The 19,222-nt window shown below is 68.7% G+C and carries 21 protein-coding genes and 6 pseudogenes; 11 read left to right on the top strand and 16 right to left on the bottom strand.

Annotation, left to right across the window (positions count from 1 at the left end):
• Positions 1-388: 388 nt before the first annotated feature.
• A complete protein-coding gene (locus tag OHA19_RS42465; protein WP_331754708.1) occupies positions 389-1,726 on the bottom strand; it encodes a PLP-dependent aminotransferase family protein in 1,338 nt (445 codons plus the stop codon).
• Positions 1,727-1,820: 94 nt separating this feature from the next.
• On the opposite strand from OHA19_RS42465, the gene OHA19_RS42460 reads away from it, so the two are divergent.
• The 3 genes and pseudogenes from OHA19_RS42460 to OHA19_RS42450 form a co-directional block, all read left to right on the top strand.
• On the top strand, positions 1,821-2,444 hold the full coding sequence (locus tag OHA19_RS42460) for a DJ-1/PfpI family protein (protein ID WP_331749593.1): 624 nt from the start codon (positions 1,821-1,823) through the stop codon (positions 2,442-2,444).
• Positions 2,445-2,635: 191 nt separating this feature from the next.
• Positions 2,636-2,878: a Pycsar system effector family protein gene (locus OHA19_RS42455; RefSeq protein WP_331754484.1), complete on the top strand. Its 243-nt coding sequence runs from the start codon at positions 2,636-2,638 to the stop codon at positions 2,876-2,878.
• Between the two features lie 80 nt (positions 2,879-2,958).
• Positions 2,959-3,060 (top strand): annotated as a pseudogene (locus tag OHA19_RS42450) (hypothetical protein); the annotation flags it as partial.
• A 276-nt stretch (positions 3,061-3,336) separates the two neighbouring features.
• On the opposite strand, the gene OHA19_RS42445 reads toward OHA19_RS42450, so the two are convergent.
• From OHA19_RS42445 to OHA19_RS42435, 3 genes are all read right to left on the bottom strand, one after another.
• Positions 3,337-4,419 (bottom strand): protein kinase family protein, encoded by a 1,083-nt coding sequence (locus OHA19_RS42445; protein ID WP_331749595.1) that lies wholly within the window; start codon positions 4,417-4,419, stop codon positions 3,337-3,339.
• A 102-nt stretch (positions 4,420-4,521) separates the two neighbouring features.
• The gene (locus tag OHA19_RS42440; RefSeq protein ID WP_331749598.1) at positions 4,522-4,947 is read right to left on the bottom strand and encodes a DUF4267 domain-containing protein; all 426 of its coding nucleotides are present in this window, start codon (positions 4,945-4,947) and stop codon (positions 4,522-4,524) included.
• A gap of 231 nt (positions 4,948-5,178) precedes the next feature.
• Positions 5,179-5,625, bottom strand: coding sequence for a DUF1772 domain-containing protein (locus OHA19_RS42435; RefSeq protein ID WP_331749601.1), 447 nt, complete (start codon positions 5,623-5,625; stop codon positions 5,179-5,181).
• Between the two features lie 92 nt (positions 5,626-5,717).
• Between OHA19_RS42435 and OHA19_RS42430 the strand changes: the two genes are divergently transcribed.
• Positions 5,718-6,296 carry a TetR/AcrR family transcriptional regulator gene (locus OHA19_RS42430; protein WP_331749604.1) on the top strand — a complete coding sequence of 193 codons (579 nt, stop codon included), beginning with the start codon at positions 5,718-5,720 and terminating at the stop codon, positions 6,294-6,296.
• 150 nt (positions 6,297-6,446) lie between these two features.
• Here the strand turns inward: OHA19_RS42430 and OHA19_RS42425 are convergent.
• The 6 genes and pseudogenes from OHA19_RS42425 to OHA19_RS42400 all read right to left on the bottom strand — a co-directional run.
• A pseudogene (locus tag OHA19_RS42425) lies at positions 6,447-6,848 on the bottom strand (Tn3 family transposase); the annotation flags it as partial.
• Positions 6,836-7,318 (bottom strand): annotated as a pseudogene (locus OHA19_RS42420) (alpha/beta fold hydrolase); the annotation flags it as partial. The pseudogenes OHA19_RS42425 and OHA19_RS42420, both read right to left, overlap by 13 nt.
• Positions 7,319-7,366: 48 nt before the next feature.
• Positions 7,367-8,989, bottom strand: a complete 1,623-nt coding sequence (locus OHA19_RS42415; RefSeq protein WP_331754481.1) for an alpha/beta fold hydrolase — start codon at positions 8,987-8,989, stop codon at positions 7,367-7,369.
• 69 nt (positions 8,990-9,058) lie between these two features.
• Positions 9,059-9,280 (bottom strand): recombinase, encoded by a 222-nt coding sequence (locus tag OHA19_RS42410; protein WP_331749610.1) that lies wholly within the window; start codon positions 9,278-9,280, stop codon positions 9,059-9,061.
• Between the two features lie 120 nt (positions 9,281-9,400).
• On the bottom strand, positions 9,401-9,559 hold the full coding sequence (locus OHA19_RS42405; protein WP_331749613.1) for a hypothetical protein: 159 nt from the start codon (positions 9,557-9,559) through the stop codon (positions 9,401-9,403).
• A gap of 94 nt (positions 9,560-9,653) precedes the next feature.
• Positions 9,654-9,932, bottom strand: a pseudogene (locus tag OHA19_RS42400) (site-specific integrase); the annotation flags it as partial.
• A gap of 527 nt (positions 9,933-10,459) precedes the next feature.
• On the opposite strand from OHA19_RS42400, the pseudogene OHA19_RS42395 reads away from it, so the two are divergent.
• Positions 10,460-10,585, top strand: a pseudogene (locus tag OHA19_RS42395) (IS110 family transposase); the annotation flags it as partial.
• Positions 10,586-10,603: 18 nt separating this feature from the next.
• Here OHA19_RS42395 and OHA19_RS42390 read toward each other — a convergent pair.
• Positions 10,604-10,837, bottom strand: coding sequence for a hypothetical protein (locus OHA19_RS42390; protein ID WP_331749616.1), 234 nt, complete (start codon positions 10,835-10,837; stop codon positions 10,604-10,606).
• A gap of 409 nt (positions 10,838-11,246) precedes the next feature.
• On the opposite strand from OHA19_RS42390, the gene OHA19_RS42385 reads away from it, so the two are divergent.
• Entirely contained in the window at positions 11,247-12,158 is a 912-nt protein-coding gene (locus OHA19_RS42385) for an Imm49 family immunity protein (RefSeq protein WP_331750718.1), read from the top strand.
• Between the two features lie 208 nt (positions 12,159-12,366).
• Here OHA19_RS42385 and OHA19_RS42380 read toward each other — a convergent pair whose 3' ends face one another.
• Positions 12,367-12,534, bottom strand: coding sequence for a hypothetical protein (locus OHA19_RS42380; RefSeq protein ID WP_331754477.1), 168 nt, complete (start codon positions 12,532-12,534; stop codon positions 12,367-12,369).
• A 447-nt stretch (positions 12,535-12,981) separates the two neighbouring features.
• Between OHA19_RS42380 and OHA19_RS42375 the strand changes: the two genes are divergently transcribed.
• A complete protein-coding gene (locus tag OHA19_RS42375) occupies positions 12,982-13,518 on the top strand; it encodes a hypothetical protein (protein WP_331749622.1) in 537 nt (178 codons plus the stop codon).
• Between the two features lie 556 nt (positions 13,519-14,074).
• Here the strand turns inward: OHA19_RS42375 and OHA19_RS42370 are convergent.
• The gene (locus OHA19_RS42370) at positions 14,075-14,728 is read right to left on the bottom strand and encodes a helix-turn-helix domain-containing protein (RefSeq protein WP_331749625.1); all 654 of its coding nucleotides are present in this window, start codon (positions 14,726-14,728) and stop codon (positions 14,075-14,077) included.
• Positions 14,729-14,792: 64 nt separating this feature from the next.
• Here OHA19_RS42370 and OHA19_RS42365 point away from each other — a divergent pair, with 64 nt between their 5' ends.
• The 3 genes from OHA19_RS42365 to OHA19_RS42355 all read left to right on the top strand — a co-directional run bounded on the left by OHA19_RS42365 (position 14,793) and on the right by OHA19_RS42355 (position 16,026).
• A complete protein-coding gene (locus OHA19_RS42365; protein WP_331749628.1) occupies positions 14,793-14,984 on the top strand; it encodes a hypothetical protein in 192 nt (63 codons plus the stop codon).
• On the top strand, positions 14,981-15,289 hold the full coding sequence (locus tag OHA19_RS42360) for a hypothetical protein (RefSeq protein ID WP_331749631.1): 309 nt from the start codon (positions 14,981-14,983) through the stop codon (positions 15,287-15,289). The genes OHA19_RS42365 and OHA19_RS42360 overlap by 4 nt, the downstream gene beginning before the upstream one ends.
• A 425-nt stretch (positions 15,290-15,714) precedes the next feature.
• Positions 15,715-16,026 carry an NIPSNAP family protein gene (locus tag OHA19_RS42355; RefSeq protein WP_331749634.1) on the top strand — a complete coding sequence of 104 codons (312 nt, stop codon included), beginning with the start codon at positions 15,715-15,717 and terminating at the stop codon, positions 16,024-16,026.
• Here the strand turns inward: OHA19_RS42355 and OHA19_RS42350 are convergent.
• Entirely contained in the window at positions 15,977-16,432 is a 456-nt protein-coding gene (locus OHA19_RS42350) for a hypothetical protein (protein ID WP_405722958.1), read from the bottom strand. The genes OHA19_RS42355 and OHA19_RS42350 overlap by 50 nt on opposite strands.
• On the opposite strand from OHA19_RS42350, the pseudogene OHA19_RS42345 reads away from it, so the two are divergent.
• Positions 16,406-16,675 (top strand): annotated as a pseudogene (locus tag OHA19_RS42345) (hypothetical protein); the annotation flags it as partial. The gene OHA19_RS42350 and the pseudogene OHA19_RS42345 overlap by 27 nt on opposite strands.
• 642 nt (positions 16,676-17,317) lie before the next feature.
• Here the strand turns inward: OHA19_RS42345 and OHA19_RS42340 are convergent.
• Both OHA19_RS42340 and OHA19_RS42335 read right to left on the bottom strand, forming a co-directional pair.
• Positions 17,318-18,310, bottom strand: a complete 993-nt coding sequence (locus OHA19_RS42340) for an ABC transporter permease subunit (RefSeq protein WP_405722532.1) — start codon at positions 18,308-18,310, stop codon at positions 17,318-17,320.
• The gene (locus tag OHA19_RS42335; protein WP_331750721.1) at positions 18,307-19,212 is read right to left on the bottom strand and encodes an ABC transporter ATP-binding protein; all 906 of its coding nucleotides are present in this window, start codon (positions 19,210-19,212) and stop codon (positions 18,307-18,309) included. Before OHA19_RS42335 ends, OHA19_RS42340 begins: the two co-directional genes overlap by 4 nt.
• Positions 19,213-19,222: the final 10 nt, after the last annotated feature.

Raw genomic sequence — 19,222 nt, 5'->3', positions numbered from 1 at the left:
TGCCGCTGTCCTCGCGGAGGCGGACGTGCCCTTTCGGGCGCTGGTGCGGGACGTGCGCAAGGGCAGGGAGCTGGACTGCGGTAGGCGTGGGATTGGGCGACCACTCTGATTCGCTCCAACTCATGGCCTCGGCTTCGGCGTTGCGCGCGATGAGGTCGTCACGGATCTCCTCGATGCGGAAGCGCTGGTCAGGACGCAGGTTGGCGCAGGCCCAACGTCGCTTCCTGTGCGGCTGTTGAGAGGCCTTGAGGTCGTCGGTTTCGGACGGCTGCGGTGATTCCCTCATCAGTCTCGGGTCGCAGGCCGACCGGACCCCCATGCCTTCAGCGCCGACGGACTTTCGTACGCAGACGTCGGTGCGGGCAAGAATCGGCCGGTCGAGGGGAGTTCAGGCGTAGGCGTCCTCGACGGCGACTCGTCGCACTGTACGCAGTGTCGACCGGAGGCTGTCCGGATCGGTCGAGCCCAGAGCGAGGCGGATCGCCTGCGGTGTGTGCACGGTGGTGGTGAACGGCTCCGCCGTGGTGACCGAGATGTGCCGGCGCGCGAGGGTGGCGGTCAGGCGATCGGCGCGTACGTCGTCGGGCAGCGGTAGCCATGTGAAGTAGGACGAGGGGTGGCTGATGAGTGGTAGGCCTGCCAGCTCTTGTCTGGCGAGTGATTGGCGCGCCTTGGCGTCGTTTCGTTTCTGCGCTTCCAAGTGGTCCACCGTGCCGTCGTCGAGCCAGCGGCAGGCGATCGCGGTGGTCAGGGCGGGGGTGTTCCAGGTGGTCGCTCGGATCGCGCGTTCGAGCGAGGGCACCGCAGAAGGCGGGGCGACGACGAAGCCGACCCGCAGGCCGGTGGCGACGTTCTTGGACAGTCCCGAGACGTAGACGGTGATGTCCGGCGCGGTTGCGGCCAGGGGCGGTGGAGGGTCCTCGACCAGGTAGGCGTAGGAGGCGTCTTCGATGATGAGCGAACCGTACTGTCGAGCGATCTTGATCAGGCGGGTTCGGTCGGTTGCCGGCATGACCCAGCCCAGAGGGTTGTGCAAGGTGGGCATGGTGTAGATCGCGCGCACAGGGCGGGTCGCGCACAGCTTCTCGAGGGCATCGAGATTCGGTCCGTTGGTGGTTGTCGGTATGGGCTCCAGGTCGAGATGGAAGGCGTGCGCGAGCACCTTGAAACCGGGATAGGTGAGTGCGTCGACCGCGATGACGTCGCCGGCGTTGAGCACGGCCATGACGGTGATGGCCAGGCCGTGCTGCGCGCCGTTGGCAATGAGGATCCGATCCGCGTCAGTGGTGATTTCTCGACGCCTCAGGTGTCGTGCGATCGAGGCTCTGTCCTGGGGACGCCCTCGATGTGGTTGGTAGTGCAGCAGCGAGTCGAGATCACCGGAGGTGGCCACCTCTCGCAGGGCCTGCCGCAGGAGATCGGCTTGGCCGGGCAGCGACGGATAGTTGAAGTTGAGGTCGACCGCATCCGTGGCGACGACCTGCTGATCGATGCCGTGACCGGCGGGAACCGCGATGTCACGCACGAACGTGCCGCGGCCCTGTTCCCGGCTCACCAGGCCCATCGCTTCCAGCTCGGCGTACACCCGGGTTGCGGTCACCACGGCGATGCCCTCGCGGGCGGCGAGCCCGCGGTGTGTCGGCAGCCGCACACCTGTGGCGAGCCGCCCCGTCCGGATGTCGGATGCGAGAGCGTCGACCAGCTTTTTGTACCGCGGGGCTGCCATGCACCGAATTGTATCCATGACAATTCTTTGACTGTCCTGTTCGTGGGTCCTTACCGTCAAGACCCACCCCCACTCATACGGAAGGACAGCCGCCGTGCACATCGCCATCCTCACCTTCGAGGGCTACAACGAGCTCGACTCCCTGATCGCGCTCGGGGTGCTCAACCGCATCAAGACCGACGACTGGCGCGTCACCATCGCCACCCCCGGCCCCAAGGTGACGTCGATGAACGGGGTGGTCATCGAACAGATGTCCACTCTTGAGGAGGCGTGCGCCGCTGACGCCGTCATCATCGGCAGTGGCATCGCTACCCGCGAGGTCGTCGAAGACCCGGCGATCATGAACATCCTGCGCGGCCTGGACCCCTCGCGCCAACTCATCGCAGCGCAGTGCTCCGGCGCGCTCGTGCTGGCCAAGCTCGGCCTGCTCGACGACATCCCCGCCTGCACCGACCTGATCACCAAGCCCTGGGTCGTCGCCGCCGGCGTCGAGGTGCTCAACCAGCCCTTCTACGCCAATCACAACATCGCCACCGCGGGCGGCTGCCTGGCCTCGCACTACCTCGCCGCCTGGATCATCGCCCGCCTTGAGGGCAACGACGCCGCCGAAAGCGCGCTGCACTATGTCGCCCCGGTCGGTGAGAAGGAGGAATACATCGAGCGCGCCTGGCGCAACATCACCCCCTACCTGCCCGCTCCCGCACCGGCGCTCGTCTGACCAGCCAGTCGCAAGCAGCGACCGGCCAGGAAGCCACGCCCCCGGCAGCCTGGCCCCTCGTTCGCGGCCCGCACACCTACCGGACTCTCTCCGCCGGTACGAGCGGCCCCGAGACCCCCGCACCCCGAGCGGCATCGTCCCAGGTCAGCGATATCCGTTGTTCTTGCGTCCACTACTACGGCGACCCCCTGGTGGCCGCCGCCGTGCTGCTGCTCCTGGTCGTACGGCCCAACCTCGGAGGCCGCACCCCGGCGCCCGGAACATTCCCGCAGTGGGCCCGTATGGACGCGGACGCCATCCGGGCCTCCATGAGCGCCGACACCCGCCCTACCCGTATCGAGGCCCTCTCCATCAGCGCCTCACCAAGTACAGGCGGCTGGAACGCGCGGGCGACACGATCCTCACCGTGCTCGCCCTGCTCTTCCGGGATCTGATCGCCCAGCGGGCCTGGGAGCTCCCGGCGGCGGGCGGCGGCGACCTGGCCGGTGCGGACAAGGAGTCCCAGAAGGTCAGCATGCTCGCGCTGCACCTGCTGCAGTCCGCGCTGGTGCACGTCAACACGCTGCTGATGCAGGAGGTCCTGGCCGATCCGAGGTGGGCCGACCAGCTCACCGATGCGGACCGCCGAGCGCTGTCGCCGCTGTTCTGGACCCATGTGAATCCGTACGGCTGGTTCGAGCTGGACATGAACAGCCGCCTGGACCTGGAACCTGCGGCCGCGGTGACAGTGCCTGGCCCACGCAGTCCGCAGAGCGATGCCTCAGCTACAAGGTGCCCCGAGCTACTGCCGGATGGTCGTAGGGCCCGGGGAGGCGCACCGAGACGCCCGCCGGCCGGCAGCGGCCGTGGCCCCCGATGCCGTACTGCCGGACAGCCCAGGCGAGGGCGTGGATCAGCTCTGGGTTGTGGCGCCGGCGCCCAGCTGCCGCTCGATCTCCGCGGCCGGGAACGGCGTCTGTTTGCTCTCGGTGAGCAGACGGCGGAAGAAGGAGTCAACGACGATGGTAGGGCGTGCGTGCCGGTCGATGATGGCCGTGATCCCGGGCGGGATGTCGCCAGGTCGCCGGCCTGCGATCCAGTCGTGCAGGAAGACTTCGCGTTCCGTGTCACCGCGCATGCCGTCGAGCAAGTGGTATTGGAGCAGGTGGCTCGCGGTGTAGCAATGGTCGTACGCGAGGTGGTCCGCGAGGAAGTTGGACTCGTCCGCCGAAAGGTCGAAGCGGGAGCTCAGAGCAAGTCCGAAGTCAGCGAAGTAGAGCTGGCGGCCATCGGTCAGGATGTTGGCAAAGTGAGCATCGAAGTGGACAAGTCCGCGAGAACTCATGAAGGCAGCTCCGCTCGTCAGGGCTTCCTCCACCCAGCGGAAGTGCGAGCCGTCCCCGCCTTCCGGCACGGCGGTTTCGCGGTGGTCGGCCAGCCATCCGGCGAGTGTGTGCGGCACGTGCTCCAGGAAGAGCACCAGGCTGCACGAGGACTGGCTGATGGCCTCCAGCCGGTCACGAACGGCGGGTGATCCCTCCCAGTGCGCGACGGCCCCCTCCAGGCCCCCGAACTCGTCGGTGAATCCTTCGGGAGGGGAGTCAGGCAGAACCCGCCAGTGGTACATCAGGGGGAATCCCGCATACTCGTCGCCGAGAACCCAGTTCGTGGTCATGGTGTGCACGGCAAGCTCCCGCCAGGCACCGAACCCGGCCGAACCCACACCGTACTGGTAGAACATCGGCAGTTCGAAGACGTTCGCCGTCGACCGCGCGTTCTCCGAGCGCAATTCGGTGTCCGTCAAAGGGATCCGCTTGACGAAGACGCGCGTTCCGTCGATGTCCAGCTCTGCCGACCTGCCGCCGATGCCCGACCCGAGCGGGGCAGCGGCTGCCACGACCTCCCCGAGCCGGTGGTCGCTCAGCAAGGAGAGCTGAGTGCTCACGGTCCCGTAACCAGCCAGGCGCGCGGCGCGCGGCAAATCCTGGTCCAGCATCGACGGCTCCTCGGTGCCCGAGCCAGGGCTTCGACAATCCCACGTACGGCATCGACCTTACGCTGAAAAGGTCAGCCGCTGCCGACACGCGCCCAGGTGGCGTCAGGCGGGCTGCGGGACGGGTGTTGCCGGAGCGGCCGCGACCTTGCGGGTCTCGTGCATGATCAGCAGGCCGTTGACCACCATCAGTGTCGCGGTCAGGCAGTGGACGCCGAGCGCGATGGCCACGGAGCCATGGTGGGCCAGCACGGTGGCCATGTCGCCGTACGCGGCGAGGGCCTCCACCAGCAGCGCCCAGCCCAGCGCCCGGCGGTGGCCCGTCACCAGCAGGATGCCCAGGACCAGGGCCATGACGACGTCGCGGATTCCCTTGATGATCAGGAAGCCGTCACCGTCGCCGGACGGCCAGCTCGGCAGGCCGAAGCCCGGCGCCGTCGTCTCCGGGCTCAGGATGAACTCCGTCCCGAACCAGAGGATGAAGAGGATGAAGGCGGCGGCCAGGACGGTGTTGATCTTCTTCAGCGACATTGTTCTTCTCCTTGCGAGTCTTCGTCGGCTTGGTGAGCTTCGTAGAGCTTGCTGAGTCGTGCGGAGCCTGATCAGGCCGCGTTGACGCGGCTGATCGAGGGGCGTGGTTTGCCGGGATCGGAGTTGTGGGATCCGATCGGCAGCTGCATTCCCGGATGTTGGGATTTCGGTGGCCGCTGCCGCCCGGGGAGTGGGGATTGTGCGCCACCGGCGCGGTGTCGGCCCGCGGGGTCAGGCGAGGGCGGCGGCCAGCAGGGCGAAGGCGGCGATGAGGAGGGCGACGCGGATGTAGTGGAAGCGGTTCCAGCGGTTCATCTGCTGTTTCCAGTCGGCGGGCCGGTTCTCGGGGGTCCACGTCTTGTTCCGGTTGTTGATCGGGACGAGCAGCAGGATCGACATGACGACGGTGAGGATCAGCAGCGCGCCGGCGGTGACGACGAGGCCGGTGCCGTGGTGGTGCCATCCGGCGATGGCCCAGACCGCGACCAGGACGAGCGAGCCGATGTACCAGACGGGCATCACGGCGCCGAGCATCCGGCCCCCGTGGGCGCGGCCGAGTTGGCCGCTGTCCTCGGGGAGTGCGTTGAAGATCGGGTTGATGACGAAGGCGACGGAGAACTCCACCCCCACCATCACGCCGACGACCACGGTGGTGAACACCTCGAGTGCGTTGAGCATGATGACCCCTCCTGGGATCTAGCGTCGCTAGATGATGAGGCAACGCTAGCGCTGCTGCCGCTCACTTGTCTAGCGATGCTAGAATTCGAAGCATGTCAGTACAGGAACGCAAGGCCCGCGAACGGGCGGAGCGCGAGCGCCTCATCGTGGCGACGGCCCGTGAACTCGCCGAGCAGCAGGGCTGGGACGCGGTCACCACCCGCCGGCTCGCCGAGCGCATCGAGTACAGCCAGCCCGTGCTCTACAGCCACTTCCGCGGCAAACGCGAGATCATCGGCGCCGTCGCCCTCCAGGGCGCAACCGAGCTGGCCGCGGCGGTGCGGGCCGCGACCTCCGCCGCGGACGGCCCGCGCGCCCGGGTCGCCGCCCTCGCCCACGCCTACCTCGACTTCGCCGCACGCAACCCGGCGCTCTACGACGCCCTGTTCCAGCTCGACGGCGGCCTCGCGTACGCGCAGGAGGACACCCCGGAGCCACTCAAAGACGCCTTCGCCGCCCTGCTGGAAAGCCTGGGCGAGGTCGCCGGGGACGGCGTCGACCCGGGGCTGTTCACCGAAACGTTCTGGGCATCCCTGCACGGGCTGGCCACCCTGACCCGGGCGGGACGGCTGCCGCCGGAGTACACCGAGCAGAGGGTGGAACTGCTGGTGGACCGGCTCGCCGTGCTCTGACACACCATCCCGGCGGGCACGCAACCGGGCCCCCGGGCCCCGCCGCTGCCTGCCCGCGGCAACGCTTCCGGTCACTCACGCCCACACGGCGCAGCCGCAGATCGCCGGGGCCCCATACCCCAGACGGGCACCCGCCCGGGAAGCTGCGAGGGTCGTCCAGAGCACGGCGGCATTGAGGACCAGGCCGAGCGCCCCGAGTTGGTCCTCCTGCCCTGTCCTCCCTGTCCTGTACGCCTGCATGATCTGTCCGCGCTTGCCGTGGCAGATGATGTCGCGGGCGAGCTTGTGGCGGGACTCCTGGACGGTGAGCTGCCGGTTCATCTGTCGGCGGTAGGTGTCGTCGACCGGGTCGTCGACCCGGAGCAGGCGCAGGGTCTTGGCGACCCGCCCGTACTCGGCGAACGCCTGCCCCGAGGGCGCGGGCCGCCCCTCGCGGCCGAACATCCGCAGCAGGTCGTACGCGCGGACCTGCCCGGTCACCAGCGAGCAGGCGACCCGCAGCATGTCCGGCCAGTGCGTGGTGACCTTGGTCAGGTTCACCTCCAGCTGTGCCGCTCTGGGATGCCTCGCCCGGAGCCGGGGGCTTGCGCACGCAGCAGGCCAGCCGCCCAGGCGGCGAGAGGTTCGGGACAGTCACCGTAGAGGGTGTCGGCGGCGCGGTCGGGGTGCAGTCTGGTCGAGCCGTCGGGTTCAGGGTTGATCGCGTCCTGGAGCTGCGGGGGCGCGCCACTCAGACCGGCTGCGCTCTCGCCGGCATCGGGCACGAAGGCCGCCAGATAGACCAGGTGTCCCGCCCCGCGCACCCCGGTGATCACTGACCCGCCGTAGGAGTGACCGAGCACGGTCGGATTCTCCGGCAGCGAGTCGATGACAGCCTGGACCGCGGCTGTGTCAGCCGGCAATGAGCCCCGGTGGAGCTCGGGAACGACGACCCCGGTTCCTGCGGTCCGCAAGCGTTCTGCCACCGGAGCGAAGTGTTCGGGGCGGTGATACACGCCATGAACGAGCACTACGGCGGCCAATACGCCCGCCTCCTCGGGGCAGTGTCAGACGAGTGATTCAGGGGCCGCTCAGCCGTATCGATGCAGTAGTCCGTCCACGTACGCCTTCAGCCGTTCTCCCAGCACCTCGGACGTCAGATCGTCCCGCCCCAGGTCACGCCACGGCCCGGCCAGCTTCGCCGCGTCGGGGCAGTAGTGCAGGGCGTCGAGCAGCCGCCAGTACAAGTGATCGTAGTCGTCGGCGAGGTCGCGGCCGCCGTGTGCCTCATACCGCCCGCGGAAGCCCAGCCCGTGCGCCGGCCCGTGCAGCAGTGCGAGCGCGGTCGAGCAGTGCGCCACGTCCAGGTCGGCAGGTCCCCACGAAGTCTCGACCCAGTCCACGACACCGGTGATCCGCAGCCCCGGCCCGGCTCCCGTGAAGAGCACGTTCCCGGGGTGGAAATCGCGGTGCAGAAAGCAGCCTTCGTACGGCGGCGGATTGCGGCGGATCACGTCCACGGCCCGTTCCCACAGGGGGCCGTCCGGGGTGCGGACGCGGTCCGGGGACGTCCACGCCTGGTACGTGCGCGGTCTTTCGGCCGGTACGACGCCGTGGACGCGGACGAGCTGGGCCGCGAGCAGGTCCAGGCGCCGGTCGAGGTCGTCCTCGTCGACGCGGACGCGGCCCGGCAGCGCGGACATCAACAGGGTCGGGTGGTCGCAGTGTTCGGCCGTGGCGTCCACGGCGACGAGACCGGGCGCCGGGATGCTCTCCTGCCCGGTGAGCAGCGCCAGGACGGACGCCTCGCGGGCCAGCAGCCCGGGCCCGTGGTGGCGGAAGAACGGTTTCACGAAGGTCCGTTGCACCAGAGCAGTGCCGTCGTCGAGCCTGAGCCGGCGCATCTGGGAGCTCCAACCACCGGACAGGAGGCGCAAGTCGGTGACCTTGCGGCCGTCGCCGAGCTGCTTGGCCACCCATGCGCGCGTGGCCGTCCAGCCACGGTCGTCGAGGCCGGTAAGCACCGCCTCAACGAACTCCCGCCGATCGTCGCCGTGATCGCGGAACCACATTCCCAGCTGGTGCTGTGCGTCCGGAAGGTCAAACCGCGTGTACTGGGCGCGGGCGGCCAGCACATCCTGTACGGCCTCGGTCACCGCGGCGGGGATTACCGTGTCCGTGCCCGGCACGGCGAGCACCGCCCGGCCCTCGTACGCCCGCAGCACCTCAAGCGCGGACGCCTCCCGCCAGCTGTCCGGCTGCCGGATGATCCTGCTGAACCGCCTGTTCCCGTCCCCGAAGGGCACGTCCCACGCCTCGGCGGTGTACACGGCGGGCGCGCACAGCCCCAGCGCCGCTACCCGATCTCCGTAGTGCCGGACGAGATCGGCCACGGTCTGGCCGCTCATGCTGAACCCCACCAGGGCCAGCGGCCCGTCCGCTCCCGCATACGCGTCGATCACCGCTACGGCCTGCTCGAACCGTCGCCGCAGGCTTAACTCACTGAGCTTTCCGGTGCTTTCGCCGTGCCCGGAGAAGTCGAAGGCGATCCCGCGACAGCCGTGGGCCACGAACTCCCGTACCAGCGGGAGCAGTCGCTCCGTGCTGCTGGTGCCTGCGCCATGCAGCACCACGGCGGTGACCCCGGAAGGGTCACCGCCGTATACGCCGCTGAGCCGTTCACCGTCATGGTCGTGCGTGAAGTCGAAGAGCATGCCCCCTATTCACTCACGCCGTGGCCTCCGTCTTTCGGGAGTGTCACCGCCGGCGTCCGCCCCTGGGCGTCATCTATTCGGGGATGGGACGGTTGGGATGCCGAGGGCGACGGGGGATCGGCGCGTGAGGCGGGCCGCGTCGGCCTGCTTGGTGCGGGCAAAGGTCAGGGTCAGGCCGATGCCCTTGATCTCACCGAGCCGCTGCTCCTCCTCGGCTCGCTTGCGACGGAGGATCAGGTCCTTCTCGATCTCTGCGAGCCTCGGCAGCATCTTCGGGCTGACCTGCAGCATCGGGCATCGTACGCAGGCGTGTTCATGCTGACAGTGAACCTTCTCGGCTCCTTCTGGCTGGGCGCCGAGTCGTAGTTCTGGCGCCGGTTGCGGACCGTGTAGGTCTCGACGGTTGTGCGGTTAGGCACCGAACACCGCCTTGACGTCGTCGGGGTCGTAACCGGCGATGAAGGTCCGGTGCACCCGCGGGCGGTCGTAATGGGCCTGAAGGGCGTCGAAGAGGTCCTCGACTCGGGCATTGAGGTAGCGGCCGGTGGTGGCCAGGTCGGTGTGTCGCATGATCGCGCGGACCTGGGCGAGGGAGGTCGGGGTCGTTCGCCATTCGGGTGGCGGCGGTATGTCGCAGGTCGTGCAGGGTCCAGTTCGTGCCGAGCTTCTCGTTCGCGCGCTGGATCACCCGCCGCATCGCCCAGTAGGCCAGCGGCCTGTCCGGGCCCCGCCGCGTGCGAAGAACCGGCTCGTCGGCCGGCGGCAGCCCGATGTGGTCGAGGTAGGCGGCCAGGACCGTCAGCGCCTGCGGGCTGGCCGGGACCGCCTCGCGGTCGTCGGTCCCCTTGGTGATCACCCAGATCAGTTGCTTGACCGAGTCGATGTCTCCCGGGGTGACCCCGAGGAGCTCGCTGGCGCGTGAGCCAGTGGAGGCGTAGAGCAGGACCGCGGCCCGTCACGGTCGCAGGTCATAGCCCCGAAGAACTCGTCCCACATCGAGTCGGGAATCGAGCGGGGATCGGTCCGCCGGACCCGCTGGCGGAGTCTGGCCCGCCGGAATTGAGGGACCGCGCTGTCCGGGGCCCGGTGAGCGAGGGCCCGGCGCTGTGCCCGTGACTCGGGAACCGGGCTGACGAGCGGGCCCCGGCCGTAAATCAGCTGGCGATGCAGGTCTTGCAACACACTCTATCCTTGCAGGCGGAGATCATCTCGCTCCATGATCGAAGGCTGGAGCAGGGCCTCCAAGCGGCGCCGCTTCGGGAGGGCATGAAATGTCGTTAATGCATAGTTCAGCCGATTTATCGGAATCTATGAAAGTACTCCAGAGCGGCCTAAGCCCGCGCTAAAATCGCAGGTCGCGAAGCCTGCTCCCCGCGCCCGCGGGGATGGTTCCCCCGCCCGGCAGGTCGGCTGGGTATGCCGGTGCTGCTCCCCGCGCCCGCGGGGATGGTTCGCGTGCCTTACGACAAGAAGATCGCCCAGGGCAAGCACCACACCCAGGCCCTGCTCTGCCTCGCACGGCGCCGGGCCGATGTCCTCTTCACGATGCTCCGCGACGGAACCTTCTACGAACCCCCACCCGCTGCGGCCAGGTGAGGAGTTCAGAACGCTCGATCAGTCCTCCGGCCGAAGCCGCTGACGAGCGGCCTCAAGCCGCTGGTCGTAGTCAGGCGCGAACAGCTCAGGAAGAGCCTTGTCCAGCGTTCCGGCGATCCGGTGGATCGGTGCCCACACCGCCGGATCGTCGACAACGCGACTGAGGTCCGTCATCTGCAGCTTCTCCAGCCAGTGCGACAGCACCAGTGCCTCGTCACTCGTGAGCTTGATTGCCACCTGGTTATCACCCATGCGCACCCCTACGGCTCGGCCCCCGCCCTCGACCACATGAACCTACTGGTCTTCGACCTTGACCAAACACATAAGGGCACCCCCCCCCGAGGCCGCCGGACCGGCCGGTCGTGTTGGGCCCCTTACCGGTCCGGCAGCCCAATCTCGCACGAACTCGCTGGGGTCAGGCCGCGGAGTCAGATGAACGAAGTGGACCGAGAACCGAGCTCGTCGCGGCGGCGACTGTGGCGCCGTCCAGAGCTGTGGTCTCAACGGTGATGCGCAGCCGGCGGCCGCGTACATCGAAGAAGCCCAAGCACCGGCACCCGGACGTCGGCCCGAGGGTGCCTGCGGGCTCGTGGGGGAGTGTCCGAGGCCGCTGTTAGCCTGCCGCGTTCAGGCGAAACGATCACCACGAAGGGTGCAGACGATGCAGGAAGTGATGCAGCACGCGGTCAGCGGACGGTGCATGGCCGAGGCACTCGACGACATCACGGGGCGGACCCGGCGGCGGTGGCACTGGATGCGCTACGACGATCCCTCCCCGGAGAAGCTGAACGAGATGCGCGATGAACTCCTCGACCATGTCGCCGCCCGCGCAGCGAACGACCCTGCCCTTGACGATGAAACCGCCCGCGCGGCACTGCGGACCGCAGCGGAGTGCTCGCTGGGGGCGCTGAGCGTGGGTTGCTTCCCGAACGGTGACCAGGAGATCGTCTTCCCGCTCATCGATGAGCAGCTCAGCAGCGAGAACATCGCCTTCGGCGACGTCATCGAGCAGGCGCCCACCGCCGAGACGTGGCTCGACACGTTCGCCACGTGCCTGATCAGCGGCCTCATGTGGGACAGCCAGCGGGTGATCGGTCTACTGCTGCGGGACGACTACGCGCCCGCGATCCGCGAAGGGGTTCCGTACTCGACGCTGACTTCGACGTCGCAGCCGGCGGACCTCGCCGCAATGGATGCGCTGTGCGAGTACCTGACCGAGGCGAGCGGACATCTGCCGCGCGACTGGCCCACGGTGCCCCTGCGTAAGCCGGACGCCGTCGAACGGGCTGAGGCGGCTCGCCGACTGGACGCAGCCGGCCACCTGACGCCGGACCAGCGGCTCCTCCGTGTGCTCCTCGACGACGACCAGAACTCCTTCGAACAGGCACTCGTTACCCGGCTCGTCGAGCATCGGGCCAGCGCGGGCATGGTCGACACCTCGCCCCGGACGCTGCTCCCGGTCGGCGTGGTTGCCGTGGCAGCCCTGGCGGTCCAGGTGCACAGGTGGGAGTTGGGAGTCCTCTCCGGATATCTTCCCAGTGCTCTGCTCGGCAGCTCGGTGGCACGGCAGTAAGCTGTCTGCCACCTCCCCCGGACCGGCCACATCGCCACGGTGGGCTCGCCGATCACGCCGTCCGGTCCGGACCGGGCCGATCTGGACCGGGAGGCTGTATGCCGGCCAGCTCGTCGCGGAGAGTGCCACGAAGCCGGTGTTTCTGGTCGGTGTCGACCGTCCTGCACCGCGATCTCTCAGCTGACAAGGGGACTTTCCGGTCAGGTGCTCAGAACTGCTCGGAGGTGAGAGCGCCCGGGTAGGGACGCCCTTCCGCATACGCCTGCACGGGCAAGGGCACGGTGGCGATGTCGAGCAGGTAGTGGCCGGTGCCGCAGTCATCGAAGTCGATGATGCGGACGGGGCAGCCGTTCAGTTCCGGGCGCGAGGTCTGCACGAGGGCGGTCAGTGCGTCAGCGCGTACTTACTGGCGGCGTAGGCGGCTCCGCGTTCGTAGGGCCTGAAGTGGGTGGTCGACGCCTGCACTCTGATGTTCGCCGTGCTGCTGCTGTCCGCTGGGTCCCGCCAACACACTTGCCTTCGTTCGGACCGCCGACGGTCCGGTGCAGGTCAGGGCGGTGGGCGAGGAGCTGGGACTTGAGGTGGCGGTGCGTGGGAAGCTGGAGCCGCTGCGGGCGAAGATGACCAAGCTCGCTGATCGTGGCCGGCTGTACAGACGGCCCGAGGGGCGGTTACGGCACGCCGGTAGCCACACCGGAACAAGGGACATTCACGGCGTAACCTGCGGGCCCCCGAGGCCAGTTGAGTTTGCTGGCAGGGGGTGTCCGCTTCCCTTGGTAGGCTCCGCCGATCGCACGCAGCCTCACTTTCAAGGAGCACTTCCGTGAGCAGGACCTCCCGCACCGTCGCCACGATGGCGATCGCCACCATGGCGTTCGGTGCTGCCACCCTCGCCACAGCGGGCACGGCCTCCGCCGACACCAACTATCACTGCAAGACCAGCAGCCACTCCGTCGACAATCCCGTCTACGGCGGCATATACGGCGACAACTTCGACTTCGATGTCACTCTGTGCGCCAAGCGATCCGGTGGCTACATCTCGACCTACGCCTACGTGAAGTGGGACGGGCCCGCCTGGTTCGTGGATGGGCCGGCGGAGTTCGATGCTGCTCGCTTCCATCTCCAGGTGAAGAAGTCCGTGAGCGGCACCGACCCGGTCGTGAAGTGGGCCAACTACACGGGCATCAAGAGCAAGCTCGAGCACGGCAACACCAACGGCAACGGCAGCTACACCACCGGAGTCCTCAAGTACAAGGCGGGCAGCGGCCGATACCTCGCCGACGGCTTCATCCAGCTGGACTGGGACCGGGACGGCAAGGGCTACCGGAACACCTACTTCTCCGCCTCCCCGACGGTCTGACCCGACCCGCCGGTCCACACGCAGTGCGGCGGCCGCATGGTCGCCCAGGCGCCCGGGGCCCGGTGGCGCACGCAGCATGACCAACGGCTGACGCCTGTACCCAGAGTGCTCTCGGTACCGGCGTCAGTCTGCTGAGATGCCCGATCAGGCCATGAAGGCGCGATCACCTGCTGCCCCACCGTGACCGGCGGGACGGACAGCCGACCAGGTCTTCCGAGTTCCGTGCCCTCAACCCTTGCCGGCAGCCGTTGTGTGCCAGGCCCGGGAAGAGGCTGTGTCCTGGGTCGCAGTGCCGAAGCAAAGACGGTTCCCGGGGCTCGAGCCAGCCTGCCCTTATGTCCTTTATGGGGCGGTTCGGCTCCGTCATGCTCGGTGTTCGGCGCCGCCATGCTCCGCGCAGAGCCGCTGGCCCCTAAGCACCGCGGCCGATTGGGACGTCACCCGGCAGCCCGTGCCGGCCACTCGGAGCCAATCGCTGACCCGTCCGTCGCTCCACTGCTGCGGGTCAGCGTCGCCGACGGGTGGGCCTTGGCCCGGCGGGCCGTGATCCGGCATGTCAGGGGATCCGGGCCTCGATGTGGGCGAGGTGGGCCGCGAGGATTTCCTCGAACGCGGCGCGGCGGTCCGCTCCGAGGGGACGGATGTCGCGGGCGAAGTGGGCCAGGGTGGGGAAGCGCTCGGGGTCGGCGCCCAGTACCGCGACGCGGAACTGCTCCATGCCCTGTTCGTGGTCCTTGGGGGCGATGGTGCTGATACCGGCCTCGGAGGCGATCAGCGCGGCGAGGAGGATCACGATGCGGTGGTATCGCACCGGGACCTCCTCGTCGGGCAGGCCGGACGCGCGCAGGGCCTGCAGCAGCTCCTCCATGACCAATCGGGATCCGGTGCCGCCGGACCCATGGCGTCCCCACACCGCGGCGAGTTGGGGTTGCTCGCCGAAGGTCTCGCGCAGGCGCAGGATCAGGGCGGTGATGCGCTGCTTCCAGTTGCCCTCGGGGCGGTAGCCCTCCATCGCGGCCGCCAGCATCCGGTCGGCGACCGCGCGCATCAGCTCGGTCTTGTTGCGGAAGTGCCGGTAGAGGCTGGAGGAGTCGGTCCCGAGCGCCGCGGCGAGTTTGCGCACACCGAACGACTCGGCGTCGCCCGTTCGTAGCAGTTCCACCGCCGTGTCCAGGATCTCCTCGGTTGACCATCGCCTTCGGCCAGTCATCTCGCCCCTTCCGTACAGGCGCAGCCTAACCTATGCACTTGATGATGCACGCACTGCGTGCATCATGAGGGCAATGGTAGTCGTCGTCTTCCTCCGGCTGCGCCGGCGGACTGAGGCTCGCAGCCGCCTGGACGAGAAGATGACCGTCGTCATTGTCCTGGCGCTCGGGATCCTTCTGGCTCCCACCCCGGTGGGCCAGGGCATCCTGAGCTTCCTGGGGCAGGTCGCGAGCGGCGTGACACAGGCCAGCCGGTGAGCCCCCGCAGGCGCCGGCCCTCGCCGGTACGGCGGCGCACCCGCAGGCGCCGGCCCTCGCTGGTACGGCGGCGCACCCGCAGGCGCGGCAGACGGCAGCGTGCGGATGACCGGCTGCTCGTGCTCCTCGTGGCCGCGGTCCTGGCCGTCGCCCTGGTGGTGACCGTGGTCAACTGGCTGCTGGTCCACTGGTGGGGCCGCGGACGCGCTCAAGCCGCCGGTCGCGAGCAGGGCGGCGGTCCCCACGCCGAGGAGGATCTTCCGGGGCGTGTGCATGTGTACCTGCTCCAAGGCACCCAGGCGTAGTGGACGGCTGACGTGGGGACGCCCATTCCTGTGCACAGCGCCCGGACGCGGGGGTGTGCTCGCGGGTATGACTACTCCACCCTCGTCCTCCAACTCCATCACCGCGTCGTGGACACTTCGGCTCTCAGGTCATCTCCCCGGGCGTGCCGGTCGCTCGGCTCATCAAGGCGTTCCTATGGATCGGGGGCTCACCTCGGGGCGACGCGGTGAACTTCCTGTGAATCACGGCGAGACGATCGGGAGAAAGACCCGCTTGCCGCCGCTCCGGCCCTGTGGTGGCCGTCGTGCTTCACAGAGAACTCCCAGGATCTCTCCGGGAGCGATCAGGGTGGGCTGACAGCGTCGTTTCCCGCCTACCGGCCGCTCCGTGAACCTTTGTGGCAGAACCAGAATCAAGCCAGTACGGCACCCGGCATGATGTCGGCATGATCACTGTTCATCTGAAGTACGAGATCGACGCCGACAAGCTTGAGGATTTCGAAGAGTACGGTCGCCGCTGGGTCCGGCTCGTCAACCGTTTCGGCGGGACGCACCACGGCTACTTCCTGCCGAGTGAGGGCGACAGCGACATCGCCTACGCCCTCTTCTCCTTTCCCGGCCTGGCCGCGTACGAGCAGTACCGCACGGACAGCATGTCCGACCCGGAATGCCAGGAAGCGTTCCAGCTGGCTCGTGACACCCGCTGCATCAAGCGGTACGAGCGCCGCTTCCTCCGGCCGCTCGACGGCCTGTCCTAGGCCGCCGGGAGGCGCGTAGTACGACCTCCTGCCGCGCCGCTGTGCGCAGTGCCGCGATCACGGCCGTGGTCGTCAGGTTCGCGGTCTGGGTGTGACGCGGCGCGGCGAACAGCAGGCGCAGGATCGGACGGTCCTCGATGGGCGCCGTGCGGATTCCGGGTGTGGCGGTGAACCGTGCCACGATCAGAGGCGCCGCAGTGGGTGAGGAGGCCGGGTAGGGGCCGTGCCGTCCCCGGCTGATCTCGTCCTGCGGCCAGGTCACCTGTTGGCGGTCGAAGCCGATGTGGAAGTCGTTGCGGCCGAAGCCGTCGTTCTTGCGGTGCTGGCGGGTGGAGTTCACCGGCAGCGGCCCGGTGACCGTGACCTGGTGTTCCTGGGCTACCGGATGACCGATCGATGCGCGCACAGGGACGCGGCTGCCCATTCGACCCGTGAGCTCGCCGCACTGCTCCGTGACAACGCGGATCACCCCTGGAAGCCACCGGTCGGCGGGATCGAGGCGGACTTGGGCCACGACGTGATCCACGGCCTGGACATCACAGTCGCGCTACGCCTCGACCGCCGGGTTCCCGTAGACCGCGTGCGCATCCCCCTGGAGAGCGTCAACACCAGAACCCTCAAGTTCTTCGGAGCCGACCTGAGCGGCGTCGCTGGCGGGCTCGGCCCGCAGTGCCACCACTACGACACCCGGGTGCCGTAGTGGTGGCCGACGTCCTCGCTCAGCTCCGCCATGCCGCGGACGGCCCCCTCGACAGCAGCTCCAGGTCCCCGGCCAGCCGGTGCCTGCTGCGGCAGGGCCCCAGTGCCAAACGACCTCGCCGATGCCGGCACCCGGCAAGTCCGCGTCCGCTCCGCCCTGGAGCAGCTTGCCGCCGACGGGTTGGTGACCCTCCAGGACGGCTACCGGGTCTGCGCTGTCTGCACGACGACTCCGACCGAGCACGCCCACCGGCTGATGAGGACCGCGATCCACCGCAGCCACGAGTGCGCCACAGCAGGTGACGGTGTCGCCTTCGACCGTAGGGCGCGATCCGGCCGGTTCAGACCCCGGACTTCTGCCGGTGGATACCAGCGGGTACCAGCTGCAGAGCGTCGGCCAGGGGCTTTTGAACTGGTAGAGCCCAGGGGCCTCATCAGGGGCCGGCCGGGTCCGCACATCGGCTTGCCCGGTGCCTCCCGATCTCGGATCCAGTGTGCTCCGCCTTTCCCGAAGGACCGGAACGCGGCACCGGAGCGTACCGGCGGGCCGAGCCTTCGTCCGGCTTCGGGGAGCGGCGACGGTGGTGTTCCGTCAGGCGGGATGCCTACGGATCCGCCAGAAGGCGAGGGCGGCCAGGAGGGCCGTCAGAGTGGTGAAGAGTGCCGTTTCCCGGTACTGGAAGGTCCAGTAGCGGTCGGCCGGCTGCTCGGCGGTCTCGACGTGGACGTTGCCCTTGGCCAAACAGGTGGGCAGCTCGGAAAGTGAGCTGCGGGCCATGCAGTCCTGGAACCATGTGGTGTGGCCGACCTCCTTGCCCGTGGAGTCGAGGATCGGGCTGGTCTCGACGACCCACGGCCCGCCGGGGATTCGCAGGCCGCCGATGTCCCCGTACGTGCCGATCTTCGTCAGACGGCGGATCAGTTCGGCGGTGAGCGGTACCGAGGTGCGGGTGGGTGTTTCGTAGTGCGGGCGGATCAGGGCGGGTACGGCGATCTGAAGCACGGCGAAGACCACCAGCGTGGCGGCCATGGCGGGCACAGCACGCCGAAGGACCAGGCCCAGGGTGGCGCCCAGGGTGAAGGCGAAGGCCGCGTAGCCCAGCGGGGCGATGTCGCGCGACGCGAAGAGCGCCGGTTCGAAGCGGTTGTTGAGGACGTTGGCGACCGGCCCGGTCGCCCAGGTCAGCAGCAGGCTGTACAGGCCGGCGCAGGTCACGCTCAACAGGCCCACCAGGCCGAGCTTGGCGGCGAGCCACCGGCTGCGGGTCACACTCTGGTTCCACACCAGGCGGTGGGTGCCAGCCTCCAGTTCCCGGGAGATGAGCGGTGCGCCCCAGAAGACCCCGATGACACCCGGGACGGCGAGCAGCAGATAGCCGAGCAGGTCGGTCTGCAGGCTGTAGCGGTCGGCGAAGGCGCCCAGCGGTCCGGTACAGGCGTCACGGTTCGCGCAGTGGGCGAGCGTGTCGTCGTACGCGCCGTGGATCCGCCCGCCGAGCACGACGAGGTACGAGGCGAGGAGCAGGAGCGCCCCGAGGCCCACCAGGGCCTGGACACGGAATTGACGCCAGGTCATCCAGATCATCGGTGGGCCTCCGCCGCAGTCGGAACAGGTCGGCCATCGGACCGGTCCGCCCGGCCGAGGTAGGCGAGGACCAGCTCTTCGAGGCCCACGTCCGCCGTCGTCCATGGACCGTCGGCCGGCAGCCTGCGGTCGGCACGGACCAGGGCGGTGCTCTCCCGCTCGGTGCGGTCGGTGAGCGCAATGACATCCGCACCGGCAGGCAGGGCCGAGAGACCGGAGTGGCCGCCGGTGATCCGGACGTGGCCGGCCAGCAGCTCTGTCACATCACCGGCCAGCTGGATCCGGGATCCCGCCAGCACGATCAGGTAGTCACAGACCCGCTCCACGTCGGGTAGGGCGTGGGAGGAGAGGATGGCGGCGGCACCGAGTTCGGTGACGGACTCCATCAGGTGGTCCAGGAAGGCATGCCGGGCCAACGGGTCCAGGGCGGCGGCGGGCTCGTCGAAGATCAGCAGCTCGGGCCGTTTGGCCGCGGCGATGGTCAGAGAGAGCTGGGCACGCTGGCCACCGGAGAGCCGGCCGGCCTTCTGCCGGGGGTCGAGGTCGATGCGGGCGAGGCGGCGCCGGGCAAGGTCCGGGTCCCAGTCGGGGTTGAGCCGGGCGCCCATCCGCAGATGGTCGGCGACGGACAGTTCGGCGTAGACAGGTGTGTCCTGGGCGACGAAGCCGACCTTGGCCAGGTGGCCGGAACCGGCGGCGGGCGCGGCGCCAAGCACGCGGATCGTGCCCGAACTGGGCGTGATCAGTCCGCTGGCCAGTTGCAGCAGCGTCGACTTGCCGGCGCCGTTCGGGCCGACCAGTCCGATCACCCGGCCGGGCGGGACGCTCAGGTCGCAGTCGGTGAGCGCGTGGTGGCGACCGTACCGCTTGCTGAGCTTCAGGGCTTCCAGTACTGGTGTCATGTTTTCTCCC

This window comes from Streptomyces sp. NBC_00012 (assembly GCF_045040875.1).
Taxonomy (GTDB): Bacteria; Actinomycetota; Actinomycetes; order Streptomycetales; family Streptomycetaceae; genus Streptomyces.
Note: the sequence above shows the minus strand (reverse complement) of the source record. Positions and strands in the feature narration are given on the sequence as shown.